We start from the raw sequence: 21,853 nt of genomic DNA, 5'->3' as shown, positions 1-21,853 counted from the left end.
TACTTGTTGAAATAAAGGTAACTTCAAAGTAAAATCCATCAGAAATGAAACTTCATAGCCTTGGAATTTTATTGAGCTGCTTATTATTTTCCATTGGTTCTATTATTGCTCAAATCACAGAAGAACAACCGGTTTCCAATTCCCTATCAAATTTATCTGGTTTTTCAATTACAGGTCATTCATATCCCATATCGGCCAATAATGATGTACATAAATCTTTCATGGTCCTATATGGTTTAAATGGCATACAATTAGAGCTTCAGGGGTTTTATGATACGTATATGTATACGGAGAGGTTTAGGTCTTCTATTATAGGTAAAGGGTACATAAATGAGAAATTTTACCTTCTATCCGGTATGGATGTTGAGGTAGCTACTGAACGGCATGAGCTCTTGAATGCCCCATATCGTTTGGGTTTTGTGGCGGGGGCAGGTTATGATGTAAATGAAAATTTTATGATAGAGGTTAAAAGTAATGTGCAGTTAAAAAAAAGTAATATAGGCATGTTTGGAGAGACCTTAATAGAAATGCCGTCAGTGTATACCGTTGGTAGCAAGTGGAAATTTTAATATTCCTTTCTAGGGTGATATGTGTTCATAACATCGGCCAAATGAGAACGGTCAACATGCATGTAAATTTCTGTGGTGGTAATACTTTCATGGCCCAGCATTTGTTGAATGGACCGTAGGTCTGCACCATTTTCCAATAAATGGGTTGCAAATGAATGTCTAAAAGTATGCGGACTAATATTTTTCTGTAATCCCGTTTCTTGGGCCAAGTTTTTTACGATTGTAAATATCATGGCTCGTGTAAGTTGTCTCCCTCTTCTGTTCAAAAACAGTATATCCTGAAATCCTTCTTTTATATTTAAATGAACCCTAATTTCATTTCTATAAATATTGATGTATTTCATGTTTACAGAACTAATTGGCACAAAGCGTTGTTTGTCTCCTTTTCCGGTAACCTTGATAAAGCCTTCCTCAAAAAATAAATCGGATATCTTCAGGTTAATTAGTTCAGAAACCCGTAAACCGCATCCGTATAAGGTTTCTAAAATTGCACGGTTGCGTTCCCCTTCTGGTGTACCAAGGTCTATGGCACCAATTAGATGGTCTATTTCCTTTTCGGCTAAAGTATCTGGTAATTTTCTGCCTATTTTAGGAGATTCAATTAAATCCATAGGATTATCTTTTCTGTAATCCTCAAAAATTAGATAGGAGAAAAAACTTTTGAGCCCAGATATAATTCGTGCTTGCGACCTAGGGTTAACTACCTTAGCAACTTCATACACAAACTGCTGCACCGTAGCCTTATCTATCTCTAAAGGACCAATGGTGATGGACCTGGTATCTAAAAAAATCATTAATTTTTCTATATCCCTTGTATAGCCCTGTATAGAATTGTCAGATAGACCTCTCTCCAATTTTAAATAAACCGTATAGTCTTTAAGGGCATGTTTCCAAATCATGGCTTAAAGATAATCATCTTGATAATTTATGGCATGTACAAAGCTTGGACCGGATCGGATATAATAATATGCATGAGAAAACGTTCAAGACATAGCAAAATCAATAAATTACATATGAGAAAAGTAGGCATAATCATCTCCTTTGTGTTAACGGTATTTCAATTAAGTGCACAGGAAGGATTTAAATTGGGTGTACAGGCAGGATTACCGTTAAATGAATTTAATGATGCGGTAAGTGTTGTGCTAGGGGCAGACGCTTCTTATATGTACCCGTTGGGAGAAGTGGTGGACATAGGTCCGGCGGTTGGTTATATTCACGGTTTTGCAGAAAAATACCAGTCCACTATAGCGCTTTCCGATTTGGAGGCCGTTCAATTTTTACCACTATCGGTAGGTGTTCGTTTCTGGACGTCCAATTCTTTTTCTTTTGGTGGTAATGCAGGATGGGCCATGGGAATAAATGATGGTAATGATGGCGGGGTTTATTATAGGCCAACCATAGCTTATTTAACAAGTTCAAGTTCAGAAGTAAATCTTTCTTACACCAATATAAATTTAGACCAGGCCAAATGGTCCACCATTACTTTGGGCTTAGTGTATAATTTTGAGCCAAAGTATAGAACCCGTCGTTAAATTTTCTTGCAATTTCTGCAGGTATACTTATACCATTTCTTACGTATAGTTAGAGCAACATTTGTTACTTTTGGTACATGAAGATTATCATTATCAATGGCCCAAATTTAAATTTATTGGGAAAAAGAGAACCGGAAGTGTACGGTGCAGAAACTTTTGAGGATTATTTTACAAAGCTTCAATTTAGGTTTAAGGACGTGGAATTAGAATATTTTCAGTCTAACATTGAGGGGGAGATAATTTCCAAAATTCAGGAAACAGGCTTTTCTTATGATGGCATTGTCTTAAATGCAGCAGCATATACACATACTTCTGTTGGTATTGGTGATGCTGTAAAGGCAGTAGAGGCTCCTGTTGTAGAAGTCCATATATCCAACACCCATCAACGGGAAGATTTTAGACATGTTTCCTATATTTCTGCCGGTGCCAACGGAGTAATATTAGGTTTTGGGCTCAAAAGTTATGACCTGGCCATTCAAAGTTTTCTAAAGGAATAAATATTAGCTTTCTTTAACATCTGTTCAAATCTGGTATTACGTACATAGTAGTAAATAATGACTACTATGAAAAGATTAGGTATTTTATTTGCTGGCATCATATCTGCTTTAAGTTTCTCATGTAGTGATGAAACTGATTTGGCCCTTACACCAATTCCGCAGAATACCGTAGAACTTACAAATGCATTTTCTAATTTAACCTTCAATAAGCCGTTAGATCTTCAAAGTCCTACAGACGGTAGCAATCGTATTTTTGTTGTTGAAAAAGACGGAATGATAAAAGTATTTAATAATGATGAGGCCGTAACAGAAGCGACTACTTTTTTAGACCTTTCCGGAAACATTGCCACTGAAAACGAGTTGGGACTATTAGGATTGGCTTTTCATCCAGATTACAGCACCAACGGGTTTCTTTATGTGTGTTATACCCCAAATGCAGCCGAGGCGGTAGTCTCAAGGTTCAAGGTCTCGGATAGTGATGAGAACCGGGTAGATGATACAAGTGAAACTGTACTTTTGCGTATACCCCAACCGGAAACCAACCATAACGGTGGGCAATTGGCCTTTGGTACTGATGGTTACTTATATATTGCATCAGGTGATGGTGGTGGGGCTGGTGACCCAAGCGGTAATGCCCAAAATTTGGAGAACCTTTTGGGTGCCATTTTACGAATAGATGTCAATAACCAAAATGAGGGGCTGGAGTATGCCATACCTTCTGACAATCCTTTTGTAGATACTGAAAATGCCCGTCCAGAAATTTTTGCTTACGGGTTAAGAAACCCTTGGAGATTTAGTATTGATGCCCAGGATAACACTATTTGGGCAGGTGATGTGGGTCAAGGCCAAAAAGAAGAAATAAACCTTATAGAAAAAGGCGGTAATTACGGTTGGAATATTTTAGAAGGTACCTCATGTTATAACGATGCTGATTGTTCTACAAATGGAACAATACTTCCATTATTTGAATATGGACATGAGAATAATGATAAATCCGTTACAGGTGGGTACGTGTATAGAGGAACAAATGTGTCGGAATTACAGGGGTATTATGTCTATGGTGATTTTATTTCCGGTAGGGTATGGGCGTTGGATAAATCTGGCAATAACCAATTGTTAATGGAATCTGGTCTAAGTATTTCCTCTTTTGGAGAAGATGCGGATAAAGAGCTTTATGTGTGTAGTTTTGATGGAAAAATTTACAAGTTCACTATTTCAGATTAGTGTTGAAAGGAATCTTCCTTTCTTAGGTATTTTTCTTCCACATAAAATGTAGCAAATGGCAGTAGGGATGCAATGCCAAAAATCAATAGTTTTTTAAAGCTCCATTTATATTTGAGTCCCACAATTACGGTTAAGATAATATAGGCAATGAACAATATACCATGTGCGTTGCCTATAATTTTATTGGGTCCTGGAATTTCTGCCCAATACTTTAAGGGCATACTTATTCCGAACAACGCCAAATAGGAGATTCCTTCTAAAATTGCCGTTGCTCGAAATAATTTTAACATGCCTTATTAAATTAAATTTTTTGATTAAAGGTGAATTACTTCATCATAAGCTGCGGCTACGGCTTCCATTACCGCTTCACTCATAGTTGGGTGTGGATGCACCGCCTTTAGGACTTCATGACCTGTAGTTTCCAATTTACGTCCTAAAACAGCTTCTGCAATCATATCGGTAACACCGGCACCGATCATATGGCATCCTAACCATTCGCCATATTTTGCGTCGAATATTACTTTTACAAAACCGTCAGATGCACCAGAGGCTTTCGCTTTTCCACTTGCGGAAAAAGGAAATTTACCAACTTTAATGTCTAACCCTTGTTCTTTGGCCTGCTTTTCGGTTAACCCTACAGAGGCAATTTCCGGTGAACAGTATGTACATCCTGGTATGTTTCCATAATCCAAAGGCTCAACATGCATATCCGCTAATTTTTCTACACAGATAATACCTTCTGCCGAGGCTACGTGTGCCAATGCCTGACCTGGGGTAACATCACCTATGGCATAGTATCCAGGGATATTGGTTTGATAAAAATCGTTCACAAGAATTTTATCGCGATCAGTGGCAATACCAACATCTTCCAATCCAATATTTTCAATATTTGTTTTAATACCTACTGCAGAAAGTACAATGTCTGCTTCAAGGATTTGCTCACCTTTAGCGGTTTTTACGGTAGCTTTTACTCCATCTCCAGAGGTATCTACAGAAGTAACTTCTGCTGAGGTCATTATTTTTACACCTGCTTTTTTAAAGCTTCTTTCCAGTTGTTTGGATACGTCCTCATCCTCTACGGGTACTATATTAGGTAAGTATTCAACTACGGTAACCTCTGTGCCCATAGAATTATAAAAATATGCAAATTCTATACCTATGGCACCACTACCTACTACGATCATTTTCTTAGGTTGCTTGTCCAAGGTCATTGCTTCCCTATAGCCAATGATTTTTTTACCGTCTTGCGGAAGGCTTGGAAGCTCACGACTTCTTGCCCCGGTGGCAATGATGATATTGTTGGCACTGTACTCAGTTACGGACCCATCTTCGGCCTTAACGGAAATTTTCTTGCCCTGTTTTAGGGTTCCGTAGCCTTTAATAACCTCGATTTTATTTTTTTTCATCAAAAACTGGACACCTTTGCTCATTCCTTCGGCAACGCCACGGCTCCTTTTTACAACAGCATCAAAATCCTTGTCCACATTATCTACCTTGATCCCATAATCATCGGCATGTTTTAGGTATTCAAATACCTGTGCTGACTTCAGTAAGGCTTTGGTAGGAATACATCCCCAATTTAAGCAAACACCGCCTAGACTTTCTTTTTCAATAATGGCGGTCTTAAACCCTAATTGTGAAGCTCTAATTGCAGTAACATATCCTCCTGGACCACTACCTAAAACAATAATGTCGAAAGTGCTCATATTTTGATTTTTTTGATGTTTGAAATTGAAGGGCAAAAGTACAAAACCAAAACGGGATTTTGTAAAACGTTTTAAAAATATGACGTTAATACTGTAATTGCGGTAGGTATGTAACTGTAGGCTATGTTATTAGATATATATCATAGTTGGCATGCCGGTCTTTACTAATTTTGACCGTTGGTAATTTGGTTTATTTTTCCGGCACAAACTTCAAGGCTACCCCGTTTATGCAATGTCTAAGACCTGTTGGCTCTGGCCCATCCTCAAACACATGACCTAAATGTCCACCACATGTGGCACAGTGTTCTTCTATTCTTATCGTATTAAATTTATAATCTTTCTCATAAGCTACGTTGCCTTCAATTTCTTGGTAAAAGCTTGGCCACCCTGTGCCCGATTTAAATTTGGTTTCACTTTTAAACAAAGGGGTGGAACAGGCTGCACAGACATACGTGCCTTTTTCCTTATTGTCTAACAATTCGCTGGTAAAAGGGTTCTCTGTAGCCGCTTCTCTAAGTACATAGTATTGCGCATCGGTCAATTCCTTTTTCCATTCAGCTTTTGTCTTCTGAATTTTGAATTCTTTTTTTTGTTCGGCTTGCTTTGGGGATGTTTCTTTTTTTTCTTGTGAATTGCCTTTGCAACTTGTAAGTAGCACCATTATGGCCCAGATATAATGTAATCTCATTTTACTGTTTTTTATTTTAGTCGTTAAAATAGTATCTCCTTTCAGTGTTATAGATACGTAAAGAAACTAAAAAGGTTTTAGGTTTGATCTGATTACAAAAATAATGCCTCTGAAAAGAATTCAGAGGCATTTTAGTTTTAATACTTTACTTAACTAAAAATTAGTCTACTTGTATTTTCTGAACATCTTCCTCGTTAATGCCCAAATGTGCCATTACAGAAGTAATATTAGAAGTATCTAATTTACCTGTTGTGGATTCTGCGGGTAAAACCGCAATTCTAAATACTTGATTGTCAGTGTCACCAGGTTGTAGTGTTTCAAGGTCAAAATCTGATTCTAGAAATATGTTAACATCAAAAAATGTATAATCATAGTTATATTGCAATAAGCCCTGATCTAAAATTCTTGTTTGTGGCAACAACCTCCATATATCCACAGGCTCTCCGTTATCGTCTTCGGTTTGGTCCCAAAGTATATAGACAAGGACAACATCGGTTTCAAAAACCTCTATACTTTGTGGAAATTCATAAAATATGGAATAATCATTGTCAAGTGTAAATGATCCTTCAATGTCTACCACTTGTCCAAGAATATTAATTCCGTCCTCACCGTTCGCTCCATCAAACCCATCCAAGCCAGGAGGGCCTTGCGGACCTTCGCACGAAATAAAGAATATGGCCAAAAATGCTCCTAATAATAAATTTATTTTTCTCATAATTATGTATGTTAACCAGTTAAAGAATTTATTTTGAAGTTCTATTTCAAAAAGCGTTCCAATTTTGGTAATGTAATATATAAATCGGATATTAACATTTATAATTTTAACAATTATCAAAGCTTGTAGGCAATCTTCATAAGTTGTTTAGCTTTACAAAAAAAATAAGCGATAATATGGCTAACGTCCAAGTTCACTCATTATTTACCGATTTTGATATCAATTTATTTAAAAGCGGTAAGCACTATCGGCTATATGAAAAACTGGGATCACACCTTTTAACCTTAGATGGCGTAGAGGGCACATATTTTGCGGTTTGGGCCCCAAGTGCCAAGTCCGTTTCGGTAATAGGAAATTTTAATGGTTGGAATGCAGATGAACACCGTTTAAACGTTAGGTGGGATGCCAGTGGTATTTGGGAAGGATTTATACCTAATATAGGAAAGGGTGAAATCTATAAATATAAGATACAATCAACAATAAACGATGTTTGGACAGAAAAGGCAGACCCGTTTGCAAGATATAGCGAGCACCCGCCAAATACCGCATCTATTATTTGGACCTCCGATCACCAATGGAAAGATAAGGAGTGGATGGGGTATAGGAAGGATAAAAACGGTCTTGATCGGCCATATTCCGTTTATGAAGTGCATTTGGGCTCATGGAAAAAAAATAAAGAGAATAAATTTTTGACCTATAAGGAGCTGGCGAATGATTTAGTGTCCTATGTTAAGGAAATGGGCTATACCCATGTAGAGTTTATGCCCGTTATGGAGTATCCGTATGACCCTTCTTGGGGATATCAATTAACAGGTTATTTTGCGCCAACCTCAAGATTTGGTCCGCCAGAAGAGTTTAAATTATTGGTAGATACTTTTCATCAAAATGATATTGGGGTATTGTTAGATTGGGTGCCTTCCCATTTTCCAGAAGATGCCCACGGACTTGGTTATTTTGATGGATCTCATTTATATGAACATCCAGATAGAAGAAAAGGTTACCATAATGATTGGAAAAGCTTGATATTTAATTATGGCAGAAATGAAGTCCGGGCCTTTTTGATCAGTAATGCACTTTTCTGGTTAGACCAATTTCATGTAGATGGCTTACGGGTAGATGCCGTAGCGTCTATGTTATATTTAGATTATTCTAGGGAAGATGGGGAGTGGGAGCCAAATATTTATGGCGGACACGAAAATTTAGAAGCCATTTCGTTTATCAAGGAATTGAATGAAGCGGTATATACCAATTATGAAGGTGTACAGACCATAGCAGAGGAGTCAACCGCATTTTCTGGGGTTTCCAGACCTGTGGAACATGGAGGTTTAGGATTTGGAATGAAATGGATGATGGGCTGGATGCACGACACCTTACAATTTTTCCAAAAAGAACCCATTTACAGAAGGCATCATCAAAATGATATCACCTTTAGTATGACCTACGCCTTTACCGAAAATTTTATGTTGCCATTTTCACATGATGAGGTGGTATACGGTAAGCAGTCATTGGTATATAGAATGCCGGGAGATGAATGGCAACGATTTGCCAATTTAAGATTGCTGTTTGGGTATATGTTTACTCATCCGGGTACCAAATTAACGTTTATGGGGGGTGAATTTGGGCAAACTGCAGAATGGAATTTTGAACAAAGTTTAGATTGGCACTTATTGCAGTATGACGGTCATTTAGGTATACAACGCTTTGTGAAGGATTTAAACCACTTTTATAAAAATTCTCCGGCACTTTATGAAAAACAATTTAGTCCAGAAGGTTTTCAGTGGATAGATTATAGTGATCATGAAAATTCTATTTTAACCTACGTACGTAAAGGTCATGATGAGGAAAATGATTTGATAATTGCGTGTAATTTTACCCCAATTCCACGCGAAAAATATAGGATCGGCATACCCAAAAAAGGAAAGCTAAAAGAAGTTTTAAATAGTGATGATGTACAATACGGTGGTGGCGGTAACGTTAATAAAACGATTAAAACGGTAACCAAGTCCGCACATGGGCATAGCAAATCTATTGAAATAACTATTCCGCCATTGGGTATGGTGATTATAAAATAATAGAGGACCTTAATAGCTTTTCATAGAAAGTTTATGATTGCTGTTTTTGATATCTTTTAATACCATTTCATGATAACAAATACCGAACTTGAATATAAAGGCAATCTTTATCCCAATCATATAGTAGAGTTTACCCAAGATACGGATAAGTTATACTTTACTACGGCCAACGGGGTAGTGTTGCAAATAACCATTTTAAGAGGTAGCGTATTTAGGTTTAGATATGCAGTAAACCACATTTTTGAACCTGATTTTTCCTATGCCATAGACCCAGAAGGTACAATGGGTTATAGCAAATTAGAGATTGTAGAAAACAATACGGAGTACATCATTACTACGGCTAGACTGAGTGTCTTGGTAGATAAAATGACCTTGCGTATTCAAATTTCAGACTTGCACGGAAACATAATCAATGAAGATGAATTGGGTTTTCATTGGGAAGAAAATTATGAATACGGCGGCAATACCGTAAAAATGAGCAAGATTACCCAAACAGGCGAAAGTTTCTACGGCATGGGAGATAAGGCCATGCATAGCAATTTAAAGGGTAAAAAGGTAGAAAATTGGGTTACGGACCAATTTGCATATGCCAAAGAGCAAGACCCCCTTTATAAGGCAATACCATTTTATGTAGGGCTAACAAAAGGTAACGCGTACGGAATATTTTTTGACAATAGCTTTAGAACGAGTTTTGATTTTTCACAAGAGCGAAGAAATGTAACTAGCTTTTGGGCAGATGGTGGCGAAATGAACTATTATTTCATTTTTGGTCCAGAAATGTCAAAGGTAGTCAGTTCCTATTCCAGTCTAACAGGGACGCCAGAATTGCCGCCTATGTGGGCATTAGGTTTTCACCAATCTAAATGGAGTTATTATCCGGAAAGTAATGTAAAAGAAATAGCGGAACAGTTTAGACAACTGCAAATACCGTGTGATGCCATATATCTTGATATTGATTATATGGATGGTTTTAAATGCTTTACGTGGGATAAAAATCATTTTCCCGACCCAAAACGTATGATTGCGGAACTAGAGGAAGATGGATTTAAAACGGTCGTCATGATCGATCCGGGCATAAAGGTAGATCGTGATTATTGGGTATATAAGGAAGCATTGGAAAATGATTATTTCTGCAAACGTGGAGATGGGCCGTTAATGCATGGTAAGGTATGGCCCGGAGAGTGTAATTTTCCCGATTTTACCAACCCCGAAGTAAGGGAATGGTGGGCAGAACTGTATAAGGAATTTATGACGGAGCTAGGGGTTCATGCCGTATGGAACGATATGAATGAACCCGCCGTAATGGAAGTGCCTTCTAAAACGGCCCCATTAGATACTCGGCACAATTATGACGGCTATCCATGTACACATAGAAAGGCCCATAACGTATATGGAATGCAAATGGTAAGGGCAACCTATGAAGGGGTAAAAAAATATGTTTATCCTTTAAGACCTTTTGTAATTACAAGAGCGGCTTTTGCAGGTACACAGCGCTATTCATCTACATGGACCGGTGATAATGTGGCTACTTGGGAGCATTTATGGATTGCCAACGTGCAAATACAACGTATGTGTTTAAGCGGGTATTCATTTGTAGGGTCAGATATTGGCGGATTTGCAGAACAACCCGATGGAGAACTTTTTGCAAGGTGGATACAATTGGGAATCTTTCATCCATTTTGCAGGGTGCATTCTAGCGGGGATCATGGTGATCAGGAACCATGGTCGTTTGGAAATGAGATTACGGAAGTGGTAAGAAAGTTCATTGAAATACGATATCAACTTTTACCGTATCTATATACGATGTTCTACAAGTATTCAAAAGAAAATTTACCAATGATACAATCGCTGGTGTTTTTTGATCAGGAGGATAGCCAGACACATTTTAGAACGGATGAGTTTATTTTTGGGGAAAAAATATTGGTCTGTCCCATACAGGAGCCTAACGCCCAAGGGCGAAGGTTGTACATACCACGGGGAAATTGGTATGATTTTTGGACCCAGGAACAAGTAGAGGGCGGTAAGGAAAAGTGGGTCATTGCCCAGTTGGATAAAATACCTGTATTCGTAAAAGCGGGTGCCATTATTCCAAAATATCCGGTACAGCAATTTGTAGGAGAAAAAAAATTAGAAGAGCTATTGTTAGATGTTTATTATAAGGAAGGAACAGAAACATCTGAAGTCTATGAAGATGCTGCTAACGGTTATGATTATAAAAAAGGAAGATATGCATTAAGCAATTTTAAGCTGACCGGAAAAGACAATTCCTTAACCATACAACTATTTAAAGATGGTGATTTTGAAACGGATTATCAGTACATTAAGATATGTTTTTATGGTTTACCGTTTACGATTACCAGTGTAATGGTAGATAATGAGGAAATGGAATTAGATTGTCTGTTGGTGGAGAGTGACCATGTATTACGAATAGACAAAAACTTTACTTTATTGCACATTACAGGAAATGAATAACTTTGTATTTTGAAAAACATTAACCATAAATTTTGAAAATGAAAAAAATAATATTAATAATTGCTGTTTTTATAGGCGTTTCAGCATGTAAAGTAAATCCGTTCACGGGTCAAAAAACATTGAACTTTTATCCTAATAGTCAAATTTTCCCTACTGCATTTGCCCAGTATGATCAATTTCTCACAGAAAATAAAGTTGTAAAAGGCACTAGCGAAGCACAAATGATCACCAAGGTAGGGCAAAGAATTTCTGCAGCAGCAGAGCGTTGGTTGTCCGCAAACGGATACCCGGGCTATTTGAAGGATTATAAATGGGAGTATAATCTTGTAAATGATGAAACGGTAAATGCATGGTGTATGCCCGGTGGAAAAATAGTTTTTTATACCGGTATATTGCCTATTACACAGACAGAAACGGGTGTTGCGGTAGTTATGGGCCATGAGGTAGCCCATGCGTTGGCAGACCATGGTGCGCAGAGAATGAGCGCGGGCACGTTACAACAAGTTGGTGCGGTTGCCGGGAACATTGCCATACAGGACGAGCAAAAAAGAAATCTTTTTAATCAGGCATACGGAATTGGTTCACAGGTAGGTGTCATGTTGCCTTTTAGCAGGAGTCATGAAACAGAAGCAGATAGAATTGGTTTGCAGATTATGGCAATTGCCGGGTATGACCCTTATGAAGCTGCGAAATTATGGAAACGAATGAAGGCGAACAGTGGAGGCCAATCTCCGCCGGAATTTATGAGTACTCACCCATCCAACGATACAAGAATCAATAACTTAACGGCTTGGGCTCCTTTAGCGAAGGAAGAAGCTGCAAAATTTGGAGTGACCACATTTAGGTAAAAAATAAACTGATTATTGTATATTGAAGCCGTTCAGCAATGAACGGCTTTATATTTTTCTATGACAAAGACACTAGTTTTAAAAGGGAGTAAAAAATTGTTGAATGCTTGGGCCTTTTATGACTGGGCAAATTCAGTATATAGTCTGGTGATATCTTCTGCGGTATTCCCTATTTTTTATGGAGCTTTATTTAGAGTTGCCGGTATTGAGAAGGTAACTGTGTTTGGGGGTGAGATTGCTAGGGCACCTTTAATTAGTTATACCACATCCTTAGCCTTTGTTTGTATTACCATATTAACACCTTTGGTTTCCGGTATTGCGGATTATTTAGGGAACAAAAAGGTGTTCATGAAATTTTTCTGCTACTTGGGCGGACTCTCCTGTGTAGGACTTTATTGGTTCTCATTGGAAAATATATATTTTGGTTTACTATGCTATTTTTTTGGTCTTGTAGGTTTTTGGGTGAGTTTTGCCATTAATAATTCTTACCTACCAGATGTAGCTTTTCCAAAACAGCAAGATGCCATTAGTGCAAAGGGGTTTACTTTAGGTTATGTTGGTAGTGTGTTATTGTTATTGTTTAATCTGGCCATGGTAATGCGTCCAGAGGTATTTGGTATTACCACGGATGAATCTGGTGCAGCTGAAATAAAGGCGATGAAATATTCCTTTGTAACCGTTGGTATTTGGTGGGTTTTATTTGCCCAATATAGCTTTTATTACCTTCCTCAAGGTTATAAGAAAGCGGGTAAGAGGACCAATATAGTATTAAATGGGTTTAGGGAACTGAAACAAGTTTGGAATGAACTTGGGGAACAAGTAAGGTTAAAAAGGTATTTAGGGGCGTTTTTTGTCTATAGTATGGCGGTACAGACCGTGATGCTCATAGCAACATATTTTGGAGAGGAAGAAATTGCATGGGGTACGGATGCTGAACGTACTACAGGGCTGATCATTAGTATTTTGGTCATACAATTAGTGGCCATTTTGGGGGCTACACTAACGGCCAAGGCGTCAGAATTATATGGGAATATAAAGACTTTGATTGTCATCAATGCATTATGGGTATGCATCTGTATCTATGCCTATTTTGTAATAACACCCACGGACTTTTATATTGCGGCGGGATGCGTAGGTTTGGTTATGGGGGGCATTCAAGCATTGTCCAGGTCTACTTATTCAAAATTTTTACCTGATACCACAGATACTACGTCTTTCTTTAGTTTTTATGATGTAGCTGAAAAAATTGGGATAATTATCGGCACCTTTATTTATGGTGCTATTGCTCAAGGAACAGGTAGTATGAGAAGCTCTATCATATTTTTAGGCGTTTTTTTCTTGGTGGGAATGTTCCTATTGGTCAGGGTAAAGGAAAAATAAAAGGCCCCAATAAGAGCCTTTTAATCGTGATTGTTCGCTATTTTGATTATTCTTTTATCCTCTGGAAATATCACCGGAACCAGAGGTTTTGGTATCTATTTTTTTTGGATTTCCTCTATAACTTATATCCCCGGATCCTGAAACTCTAGCTTTGATGGATTCTTTTGCGGTTACCTGTATATCTGCCGAACCAGATATGGTAGCATTTACATGGTCCGCATCTAAGGAGTAAGCCTCTATATCTCCACTGCCAGATATGGTGGCTTTAAAATCTGTGGTTTTGCCGCTTAAGGACATATCTCCTGATCCTGACATGGTAGCAGATAAACTATTGGTATCAAGGTCAAGGGTAATATCACCTGATCCGGACATTGCCGTGCTAAAATTATCAGCGCTGAGCGTTGTCTTTCCTACAATATCCCCAGAGCCGGACATGGTTACGGAACTTATCTCTTCTACGGAAACGGTTATATGAATTCCGGATTTCCAGTTGCTGGTCTTTAAATTCACCCCTTTTTCCGTCTTAATAACCAATTTACCGTTATTTACTTCGGTAATGATATATTCCAATAAATTTTCTTCTCCTCGTAACGTAATTTCACCTTCATTGCCAGCTACCAGGTCAACATCAAACCAGCCAGAGACCGCTACACCATCATAGTCGCCTGTAGTCCTTTCTATAGTGACATTGTTACCGTTTCCTTTTATAGTTTTCCCCCACTGGGCGGAACAGGAGTAGGAAAAAATTCCTACAGCTACTATAATTATTAGTTTTTTCATAATGTTCATTTTTAATTGATTGGTTATTTTTTATTAAAGTTTATTCCTCCATAATCACTGGTTATGGTAATGGTATTTCCACTGCCTTTTGTTCCATAGAACCCTTTATAATGTTTGTTGGAAGATTTTTCTACGCTGATATTGATCGTAAAGTCATCCTTGCCACTAACACCGGCGTAACTGGTATTAATATCAAAATCAAAATTATACTGTTGATTGTACCCTATTTTTATTCCTGTATAATCAGATTGTATGCTTACATTGCCCGCGTCCGCAGCAAGTTCGTCTATTCTAATAGATCCATAGTCGGAAACGATGGACACATCTCCATGCACCAAGCCCAATTTCACCGTAATATAGTCGCCATTACCATCTATGGAATTAAGTTCTTCAACGTCCATATTGCCGTAATCACTAACATATTCAAGGTTTTTCATGAGGCCAATGCTTGCATTCGTGTAATCTGCATTTACTTTAAGGTCTCCTGCTTTTTCAATAGTAAAACCAGAATAATCCGCCCTAATTTCACCACTGTTTATATAGCCAATTGTTGATTTTGAAGTATAGTCAAAATTCAAGTAATTATTTCTGCCTCGTAATTCCCCTAACTCCATACGGCCATAATCACAAGATATTTTGGCGTGTCCGTCAATTCTGTCCAAGATGATATTTCCGTAATCATTACTTAAGTCCACATTGTTTTTTATGGGAACTTTAATGGTATAGTTGATCTGCATATTTACATTGTTATTGTTGCCCCAGCTCCAGCCCCAACCACTGTTGCTCTTATTGAATATGGTTTTTGCATAGACTCTGGAACGTGTAGCATCAAATTCTACCGATATGTCATCAAGTTTTTTCTGAACCTTTTCTTCGTTGTTACCATTGGTTTTTATATGGACCTCAATGACCACGCGGTTTTCGTTCCAGGAGGTAATATTTAAATTACCGTATGAATTGCTTACTTTCAACAATGCATCAGGATTAACGTTAAATTCTTTTTTTATGGTTTTTTCCTTGGTATGCTTACCGTCAAAATCTGTAGTATGGGCAGATAAATAAGAGGAGCATGCTAAAAAAAGTAAACATGTATATTTATATAGTATAGTTCGCATCATATGTATTTTTTATTGATTTAATATTTTCTATTTGGGACATTACTTCGTTCAATAATTCAATTCTTGTTTGAAAATTATTTATCATGGCACTTAGTATCAATTTACTGTTACCTCCATTTAAAAGATCCTGTTCCATTTTTGTATAATCTTGTTGCAACTTTTGTAATTGTAGCATGGTGTCATTGATAATCTTCTCTGTTTCCGGAGATTTCTCTGAATGCAATTCTTTTACTTGCTCCTCTATTAGATTAGCAAAATAGAACTGTGTTTTAGAAACTTCAGGAGAAATTTGGGCAACCTGTTCTTCTTTTGAATTATGATCGTTTATTTGAAAAAATCCCACGGTGATAAGTAACGCTATTGCAGCGGCAATAGAAGTCATGGTAATCCATGAACTGTTCTTTTTGGTCACTAAGGTTTTATTACCATTAGAGGCGTTTAATTTTTCCAAAAACCGTAAATGGTGCCCATCTTCGGGTTCTTGGGTATCCCAGTTTCCTTGAAGTTTATTAAACAAATCTTCTATATTGTCATTTTTCATTGGCTTGCTATTGTTAATTTTTTTCTTAGACTGTCTTTTGCACGTGATACCATGGTTCTGCAATTGGCATAACTGATATTCATTATTTCACTCATTTCTTCATAATCATAACCTTCAATTAAATGTAAGGTCAAAGACACTCTGTAATTTTCCTTTAGATTCTTCATGGTTTCCATCACTTTTTGAGCCTTTAGTTCCGTAAACACATGAGTGGGGTCCATTCCGTCATAATCTTCGACCTTGTACATTACTTCGTCCAAAGCAACTTCGTTGTTTTTTCGTTGCTTTCTATAATGATAAATGCTATTGTTGATCACAATACGTTTTAACCAAGCTCCAAAAGTAACTTCCCCTTTAAAAGAATGCAGTTTCGTAAATGCACTTAAAAACGATTCTTGCATTATATCTTCCGCTTGGGCAGTATTCTTTACAATTCTTAGTGCCGTATTGTACATAGCCCTGTAATACCTGTTGTACACTTCTAGCTGTGCACTTTGTTTACCGGCCATGCAGGATTGCAATAGCTTATCAATATGTTCTCTTTGTTGGCTCAAAAAGTGATTGGTTTATGTAATGATATGGTAATTTTTACTTTGTTACAGTTTAAGATAATTTTTTTGGCAAATGGTGTAATGATTTAGAAAAAATTAAGTTCTATTTGAAGGTCGTTTTAAAACCGATCTTAAAAAAATGTATGGGGTCAGGAGAAAGGTAGATAAGCATCGGTAGTCTGTATTACATCGAAAATATTATCTAAATTATTAATAAAAGCGTCCAATAATGCTTTTTAACCGTAGTTATCTTGAGTTTAACCGAAGTTTTATTAAAACTTAAATATCCCTAACCCCAAACCTATGAACAAACTATTACTTAATTTCCTATTGTTTTTAAGTTTTGCCTTAAGTGGCTTTTCGCAAGAAAAAATAACATATGAAGAGGCTTTTCCAAAATTGGAATTTCAATACCCGGTTGAAATTCAGAATGCCAATGATGGTACAAATAGGCTATTTGTTGTTGAACAACAAGGGTCTATAAAGGTTTTTGATAATTCTGCAGATACAGAAAGGGCTTCTGTATTTTTAAATATTGAGGATATTGTAAGCTTTTCCTCTGGTCAGGAAATAGGGTTGCTGGGTCTTGCCTTTCATCCAAATTATAGCTCCAACGGATACTTTTATATATATCATACCCAACAAAGTAGTGTTCCTGGAGTTGGGGTAGAGATTGTGTTGGCCAGATATACCGTAGATGCAACAAATCCAAATAGAGCCGATAAAAATAGTAGGTTAGAAATTTTCAGTTTTGATAAAAATCAAAACAATTCTAATCATAATGGAGGTAAAATAGCTTTTGGGCCAGATGGGTATTTATATATTTCCGTTGGTGATGGTGGCGGTGGCGGCGATCCTATGGGTAATGCCCAAAACCTTGACAATATATTTGGAAGTATCCTTAGAATAGATGTGGATTTAGATAATAGTAATCCTTTGGAGAATAATCCTGACCTACCTAATGGAAATTACGAGATACCAAATGATAATCCTAGAGTAGGAAAAACAGGATTGGATGAACTCTATTCATGGGGAATTAGAAATACATGGAAATTTTCATTTGATGGCGACATGCTTTTGGGTGCAGATGTGGGTCAGAATGGTTTTGAGGAAATAAACCATATTGTAAATGGAGGTAATTATGGCTGGAGTAGGTTAGAAGGTAATGTCATATACAAGCCCTCCACTGCATTGGCATCTAAGGAAGATTTAAAGCCAATATTTCAATATGACCATTCTTTGGGAGACCGATCCGTTACCGGCGGATATGTTTATAACGGTACAAGCGAAAATTCGTTGATAAAGGGAAAGTATATATATGCAGATTACGTTACCGGTAGGGTTTGGGCGTTGGATGTGAGTAAAGGTCTTGACAATGTGGCTAATACCTTGCTTTTTAGAACGAATGGGGAATATGTTTCTAGTTTTGGATTGGATGAAAATGGGGAAATGTATTTTAGTAGTTACGGTACATCAGCAAAAATTTTCAAGATTTCTGGAGGTGATGAACCTGTGGATAATGGTCCATCGGATATGAACGGTATTGGTTTTTGGAGAGCAATCAATGAAAGTACCAATGGGGTAATTAATTGTATTTATGAAAATGAAGATGATATCTATGTTGGGGGTGCTTTTACCCGTATAGGGGAGTCTACATCTAGCAATATTGGAATTTATAATAAAAAGACCGGTTGGAAAAGTACTCTGGGTAGTGTCAATGGAGAGGTAAAGACTATTGTCATGAATGCTAATAAAGAATTAATTATTGGCGGTGCATTTAGTAGCGTAAATGGTGTGGCCGCTAATAATATTGCATTATGGAACGGAAATACCTGGTCTGCTTTGGGTTCGGGAACAAGTGGGGCGGTTGCCAAAATAGCGGTTGATTCTGAATCTAAGATCTATGTTGGTGGTGCCTTTGTCAATGCCGGTGGTGTTACGGTAAACAATATAGCAATTTGGGATAATGGATGGCAAGCGCTAAGGACTTCTGGTTCATTGGTTGCCGGATTAAACAATGAGGTAAGGGAAATTGTTATCGATGATAATGACCTAGTTTATGTGGGTGGTAATTTTGATACCGCAGGAACAGAGAACACACCAAGGATTGCTATTTGGAACGGTAAGGAATGGGCTACTTTGGCCAATGGTACTAGTGGTTTTGTGGAGGCAATGGCTTTAAATGATTCTTTTGTATACGTTGGTGGCAACTTTAATCTTGCCTCTGGTGAGACTGTAAACAGAATTGCTAGGTGGAATTTATCTACCAGTAAATGGGAAACTTTAGGTAATGGCTTAAGCGGTAGTGTAAATGCTATTGTGTTAAATAATGAGGAGGTTTTTGTAGCAGGTAATTTTGTGTTTGCCAGTAATGAAAAATCTGAGACCATTATCGTAAATAATATTGCAAAATGGTCAGAATTGGGTGGTTGGCAACCATTAGGTGAAGAATTGCAAGTTGGTACGGACGGGGTAATTAATTCTATTAATTATTCTAAGGAAGATGGTGATTTATATGTAGCCGGAAATTTTTCAAAAGTAGGGGACGTAATTTCTAATTTTTTTGCCACATGGTCAATGGATTATCGTTGTCCTGCAAATAGTGTTGTTCAAGAGTATCAAATAGACGGGGTATGGGGAAGTGGAAAAGATGTTTTGGAGTTAGATGAAGGAACTAAGTTAATTCTAAGCATTCTACCTAATACAGAGACATTTACGATTACCTTGCCAGATGGGGATGTGGTGAAAATGGATTATACCATTGACGGTTTAACGTTGAACGATGAAGGTATTTATACATTTAATACGGAACAGGGTTGTGAGGCTACTTTAGAACTTAAGGTTATAGAGAAAATAGTTTGTGATGTAGAGTCAATTCAACCAGAATTCAAAATTGGTGATGGTCCCTGGTTTGCTGCAAATGAAGACACTTTGCCAATTGCTCAAGGGGAAGAATTATGGCTAAGGTTAAATAATACGGATCAAGCATATACTATAACTACCCCACAAGGAAATGTAGTTGAACAAGAGCTGAATATTGTAAGTATATCATCTACGGATTTAGGTGAATATGTTTTTGCAATAGCGGAAGATTGTACAAAATCATTGGTTGTTGAGTTTTGTGACAATGTCACTATTGAGCCGCAATTTAAAATTGGTGAAGGTGCTTGGGTAAAAAATGAATTATCTACAGTGGTAGATGAAGGTAGCACTGTTTCTATTGGTTTACCAGAAGAAGACAATTCGTTTTATACCATAACAACTCCAAGCGGTTTGGTTACAACTGGTGTGTTGGTTATGGATAGTGTGGTCATAGCGGATGAAGGAGACTATACACTTACCATGCGTTCCGGATGCTCTAGAATATTTACTTTAAATATTATTGCCGCTACTGTTGAGGAATGTATAAATGAATTGAGAAATTTAAATAGTGCTTTGCCTTTACCAAATGGAAGCTATTATGATGAATATTTACTGGTAGAAAATGATGAAATAGATGCAAATGGTTCCGATTGTTCATTACGTATAGCTACATTGACGGATGGTAGGCTTTGGGAAAGATATATTTTGACCATGGACCTAGAATCTTTGGGAATAAAGGCAGGGGATTTTATAAGGTTCAGCTTAGATGGAAAAAGTGATGGCGGTAATGCAAGACTAGAGGTTGCACAGGATAATAAACCCAATAATTGGCTGCTAGGGCACACGTTTGACAATGAGTGGTCTACATATTCCAAAATAATTGAGGTTCCTAACGATATAGAAACCTTGGATATATGGTTATATTCCAATTATGCAACCTTGACCAAAGGTGCGGCTTTGTTTGATAATCTATTGGTAGAAAAAGTTGAGGATATAGAGCAACCTGATAATATTTGTGATGCCCCCCTTAGTAAATTAAACGAAGATTTGGTTATTGAAGAAGAAAAGTTAACAGCAGGTTTGGATATTTCTCAAGGTGTTAAAATTGATGAATTAGGGGAGGATTGTGTTTTGGAAATAACCAATGAAGATGAAAATCAGCCTTGGGCCAGATATACCATATCCATCAATCTTGAAGCCAATAATTTCAAGGCAGGTGATGTATTGGATGTATTGGTAGATGGTATAAGTTTAAATGGGAATGCCAGAATAGAAATTGCCCAAGATAATTTGCCAAATAACTGGCTGTTGGGACATACGTTTTCAGAGGAATGGAGTAGGTATGAACAAGAAATCATAATACCTGAAAATATTGCAACGTTAGATATCTGGTTGTTTTCCAATTATGCAAATGCAACAACAGGTACTGCTATGTTTCATAATTTAACTATTCAGAAACAAGAATTGAATCCAGTCCCAGAACCTGAATGTAATGACACTTTAGTAAACTTGAACGATGAAATTACATTGATAAATGGTCGTTTAGATGCCGGTTTAGATACTGCTGGTAGTATAGTAGAATCTAATCTGGATTTAGGATGCATATTTGAAATAACCAATGAGGATCAAAATCAACCTTGGGCCCGGTATTCTATTACAATTGATCTTGAAGCCAATGGAATTGTTATAGGCGATGTTGTGGAATTTAGTATTGATGGTAAAACTATTGAAGGTAATGCCCGTATAGAGGTTGCACAAAATAATAAGCCCAATGCTTGGCAATTAGGACATAATTTTACAGATGAGTGGACCACCTATACCGGACGCATGACAATTCTACCTTTGGTGCGGACACTGGATATTTGGTTATTTTCAAATTATGCACAGGGCAATGAAACAGGAAGGGTGCAGTTTACTAATTTAACTGTGCGTAAAGTAGAGGATGATATTCTACTTCCTTTTAAAACAACTCTTGGTGTCGATAACAAGGTTGATATACCAATAAGAGTGTATCCTAACCCTACAACCAGTTGGGTATCTATAGACGCATCACGATATGATGGGCAAGAATTAGTGGTAAACCTGATCAGTCCAAATAATGTTATTTTAGACTCAAAATCATTTACGAAGGTCAGTAATGGCAATATAGATGTTGACCTGTCTCAGTATCAACCGGGTGTGTATTTAATATCAATAATGGAAGGCAATGGTAATGTCCATGTAGAAAAGGTCATAAAGAACTGATCGATATATAAAAAATAATTAAACCGGTGCTATATTTTAGAATATGGCACCGGT

Annotated in this window: 18 protein-coding genes; 9 read left to right on the top strand and 9 right to left on the bottom strand. The window is 37.3% G+C overall.

What is annotated here, in order from left to right; all coding sequences use genetic code 11:
- Positions 1-44 precede the first annotated feature (44 nt).
- A complete protein-coding gene (locus tag ABVM52_RS02145; RefSeq protein ID WP_405383259.1) occupies positions 45-569 on the top strand; it encodes a hypothetical protein in 525 nt (174 codons plus the stop codon).
- Here the strand turns inward: ABVM52_RS02145 and xerD are convergent.
- Positions 566-1,468 carry a site-specific tyrosine recombinase XerD gene (gene xerD / locus ABVM52_RS02140; protein WP_405383257.1) on the bottom strand — a complete coding sequence of 301 codons (903 nt, stop codon included), beginning with the start codon at positions 1,466-1,468 and terminating at the stop codon, positions 566-568. The two genes, ABVM52_RS02145 and xerD, sit on opposite strands and share 4 nt — an antisense overlap.
- Before the next feature lie 114 nt (positions 1,469-1,582).
- Between xerD and ABVM52_RS02135 the strand changes: the two genes are divergently transcribed.
- The 3 genes from ABVM52_RS02135 to ABVM52_RS02125 all read left to right on the top strand — a co-directional run bounded on the left by ABVM52_RS02135 (position 1,583) and on the right by ABVM52_RS02125 (position 3,822).
- The gene (locus ABVM52_RS02135; protein ID WP_405383255.1) at positions 1,583-2,101 is read left to right on the top strand and encodes a hypothetical protein; all 519 of its coding nucleotides are present in this window, start codon (positions 1,583-1,585) and stop codon (positions 2,099-2,101) included.
- A gap of 77 nt (positions 2,102-2,178) precedes the next feature.
- The gene (aroQ, locus tag ABVM52_RS02130) at positions 2,179-2,598 is read left to right on the top strand and encodes a type II 3-dehydroquinate dehydratase (RefSeq protein ID WP_405383253.1); all 420 of its coding nucleotides are present in this window, start codon (positions 2,179-2,181) and stop codon (positions 2,596-2,598) included.
- 66 nt (positions 2,599-2,664) lie between these two features.
- Positions 2,665-3,822 carry a PQQ-dependent sugar dehydrogenase gene (locus tag ABVM52_RS02125; protein WP_405383251.1) on the top strand — a complete coding sequence of 386 codons (1,158 nt, stop codon included), beginning with the start codon at positions 2,665-2,667 and terminating at the stop codon, positions 3,820-3,822.
- Here ABVM52_RS02125 and ABVM52_RS02120 read toward each other — a convergent pair.
- The 4 genes from ABVM52_RS02120 to ABVM52_RS02105 all read right to left on the bottom strand — a co-directional run bounded on the left by ABVM52_RS02120 (position 3,819) and on the right by ABVM52_RS02105 (position 6,931).
- Entirely contained in the window at positions 3,819-4,112 is a 294-nt protein-coding gene (locus tag ABVM52_RS02120) for a DUF3817 domain-containing protein (RefSeq protein ID WP_405383249.1), read from the bottom strand. The genes ABVM52_RS02125 and ABVM52_RS02120 overlap by 4 nt on opposite strands.
- Positions 4,113-4,136: 24 nt before the next feature.
- Positions 4,137-5,528 (bottom strand): dihydrolipoyl dehydrogenase, encoded by a 1,392-nt coding sequence (gene lpdA, locus ABVM52_RS02115; protein WP_405383247.1) that lies wholly within the window; start codon positions 5,526-5,528, stop codon positions 4,137-4,139.
- A gap of 190 nt (positions 5,529-5,718) precedes the next feature.
- On the bottom strand, positions 5,719-6,216 hold the full coding sequence (gene msrB / locus ABVM52_RS02110; RefSeq protein ID WP_405383245.1) for a peptide-methionine (R)-S-oxide reductase MsrB: 498 nt from the start codon (positions 6,214-6,216) through the stop codon (positions 5,719-5,721).
- A gap of 160 nt (positions 6,217-6,376) precedes the next feature.
- On the bottom strand, positions 6,377-6,931 hold the full coding sequence (locus ABVM52_RS02105; protein ID WP_405383243.1) for a collagen-like protein: 555 nt from the start codon (positions 6,929-6,931) through the stop codon (positions 6,377-6,379).
- A gap of 176 nt (positions 6,932-7,107) precedes the next feature.
- Between ABVM52_RS02105 and glgB the strand changes: the two genes are divergently transcribed.
- The 4 genes from glgB (at position 7,108) to ABVM52_RS02085 (ending at position 13,703) form a co-directional block, all read left to right on the top strand.
- Positions 7,108-9,003, top strand: a complete 1,896-nt coding sequence (gene glgB, locus ABVM52_RS02100) for a 1,4-alpha-glucan branching protein GlgB (RefSeq protein WP_405383241.1) — start codon at positions 7,108-7,110, stop codon at positions 9,001-9,003.
- Positions 9,004-9,072: 69 nt separating this feature from the next.
- Positions 9,073-11,475, top strand: coding sequence for a glycoside hydrolase family 31 protein (locus ABVM52_RS02095; RefSeq protein ID WP_405383239.1), 2,403 nt, complete (start codon positions 9,073-9,075; stop codon positions 11,473-11,475).
- Between the two features lie 38 nt (positions 11,476-11,513).
- The gene (locus ABVM52_RS02090; RefSeq protein WP_405383237.1) at positions 11,514-12,323 is read left to right on the top strand and encodes a M48 family metallopeptidase; all 810 of its coding nucleotides are present in this window, start codon (positions 11,514-11,516) and stop codon (positions 12,321-12,323) included.
- Positions 12,324-12,383: 60 nt separating this feature from the next.
- On the top strand, positions 12,384-13,703 hold the full coding sequence (locus ABVM52_RS02085) for an MFS transporter (protein ID WP_405383235.1): 1,320 nt from the start codon (positions 12,384-12,386) through the stop codon (positions 13,701-13,703).
- Positions 13,704-13,757: 54 nt separating this feature from the next.
- Here the strand turns inward: ABVM52_RS02085 and ABVM52_RS02080 are convergent, their stop codons facing one another.
- From ABVM52_RS02080 to ABVM52_RS02065, 4 genes are read right to left on the bottom strand one after another with little or no spacing between them, the layout of a single operon-like run.
- Complete coding sequence (locus tag ABVM52_RS02080) at positions 13,758-14,483, bottom strand: head GIN domain-containing protein (RefSeq protein WP_405383233.1); 726 nt, start codon at positions 14,481-14,483, stop codon at positions 13,758-13,760.
- Between the two features lie 23 nt (positions 14,484-14,506).
- Complete coding sequence (locus ABVM52_RS02075; protein ID WP_405385090.1) at positions 14,507-15,598, bottom strand: hypothetical protein; 1,092 nt, start codon at positions 15,596-15,598, stop codon at positions 14,507-14,509.
- The gene (locus ABVM52_RS02070) at positions 15,579-16,142 is read right to left on the bottom strand and encodes a hypothetical protein (protein ID WP_405383231.1); all 564 of its coding nucleotides are present in this window, start codon (positions 16,140-16,142) and stop codon (positions 15,579-15,581) included. Before ABVM52_RS02070 ends, ABVM52_RS02075 begins: the two co-directional genes overlap by 20 nt.
- Entirely contained in the window at positions 16,139-16,696 is a 558-nt protein-coding gene (locus tag ABVM52_RS02065; protein WP_405383229.1) for an RNA polymerase sigma factor, read from the bottom strand. The genes ABVM52_RS02070 and ABVM52_RS02065 overlap by 4 nt, the downstream gene beginning before the upstream one ends.
- A gap of 300 nt (positions 16,697-16,996) precedes the next feature.
- Here ABVM52_RS02065 and ABVM52_RS02060 point away from each other — a divergent pair, with 300 nt between their 5' ends.
- A complete protein-coding gene (locus tag ABVM52_RS02060; protein WP_405383227.1) occupies positions 16,997-21,799 on the top strand; it encodes a PQQ-dependent sugar dehydrogenase in 4,803 nt (1,600 codons plus the stop codon).
- The last annotated feature ends 54 nt before the right edge of the window (positions 21,800-21,853 follow it).

Source organism: Maribacter sp. LLG6340-A2, assembly GCF_045057105.1.
In the GTDB taxonomy this organism is placed as follows: Bacteria; Bacteroidota; Bacteroidia; order Flavobacteriales; family Flavobacteriaceae; genus Maribacter.
Note: the sequence above shows the minus strand (reverse complement) of the source record. Positions and strands in the feature narration are given on the sequence as shown.

Bases quoted from the DNA above. Each gene is read 5' to 3' on its own strand.
- glgB (WP_405383241.1), top strand. From the start codon at position 7,108: ATGGCTAACGTCCAAGTTCACTCATTATTTACCGATTTTGATATCAAT.
- msrB (WP_405383245.1), bottom strand. From the start codon at position 6,216: ATGAGATTACATTATATCTGGGCCATAATGGTGCTACTTACAAGTTGC.
- ABVM52_RS02080 (WP_405383233.1), bottom strand. From the start codon at position 14,483: ATGAAAAAACTAATAATTATAGTAGCTGTAGGAATTTTTTCCTACTCC.
- ABVM52_RS02095 (WP_405383239.1), top strand. From the start codon at position 9,073: ATGATAACAAATACCGAACTTGAATATAAAGGCAATCTTTATCCCAAT.
- ABVM52_RS02090 (WP_405383237.1), top strand. From the start codon at position 11,514: ATGAAAAAAATAATATTAATAATTGCTGTTTTTATAGGCGTTTCAGCA.
- ABVM52_RS02120 (WP_405383249.1), bottom strand. From the start codon at position 4,112: ATGTTAAAATTATTTCGAGCAACGGCAATTTTAGAAGGAATCTCCTAT.
- ABVM52_RS02125 (WP_405383251.1), top strand. From the start codon at position 2,665: ATGAAAAGATTAGGTATTTTATTTGCTGGCATCATATCTGCTTTAAGT.
- aroQ (WP_405383253.1), top strand. From the start codon at position 2,179: ATGAAGATTATCATTATCAATGGCCCAAATTTAAATTTATTGGGAAAA.
- ABVM52_RS02145 (WP_405383259.1), top strand. From the start codon at position 45: ATGAAACTTCATAGCCTTGGAATTTTATTGAGCTGCTTATTATTTTCC.
- ABVM52_RS02070 (WP_405383231.1), bottom strand. From the start codon at position 16,142: ATGAAAAATGACAATATAGAAGATTTGTTTAATAAACTTCAAGGAAAC.
- ABVM52_RS02075 (WP_405385090.1), bottom strand. From the start codon at position 15,598: ATGCGAACTATACTATATAAATATACATGTTTACTTTTTTTAGCATGC.
- ABVM52_RS02085 (WP_405383235.1), top strand. From the start codon at position 12,384: ATGACAAAGACACTAGTTTTAAAAGGGAGTAAAAAATTGTTGAATGCT.
- ABVM52_RS02060 (WP_405383227.1), top strand. From the start codon at position 16,997: ATGAACAAACTATTACTTAATTTCCTATTGTTTTTAAGTTTTGCCTTA.
- ABVM52_RS02105 (WP_405383243.1), bottom strand. From the start codon at position 6,931: ATGAGAAAAATAAATTTATTATTAGGAGCATTTTTGGCCATATTCTTT.
- ABVM52_RS02135 (WP_405383255.1), top strand. From the start codon at position 1,583: ATGAGAAAAGTAGGCATAATCATCTCCTTTGTGTTAACGGTATTTCAA.
- lpdA (WP_405383247.1), bottom strand. From the start codon at position 5,528: ATGAGCACTTTCGACATTATTGTTTTAGGTAGTGGTCCAGGAGGATAT.
- xerD (WP_405383257.1), bottom strand. From the start codon at position 1,468: ATGATTTGGAAACATGCCCTTAAAGACTATACGGTTTATTTAAAATTG.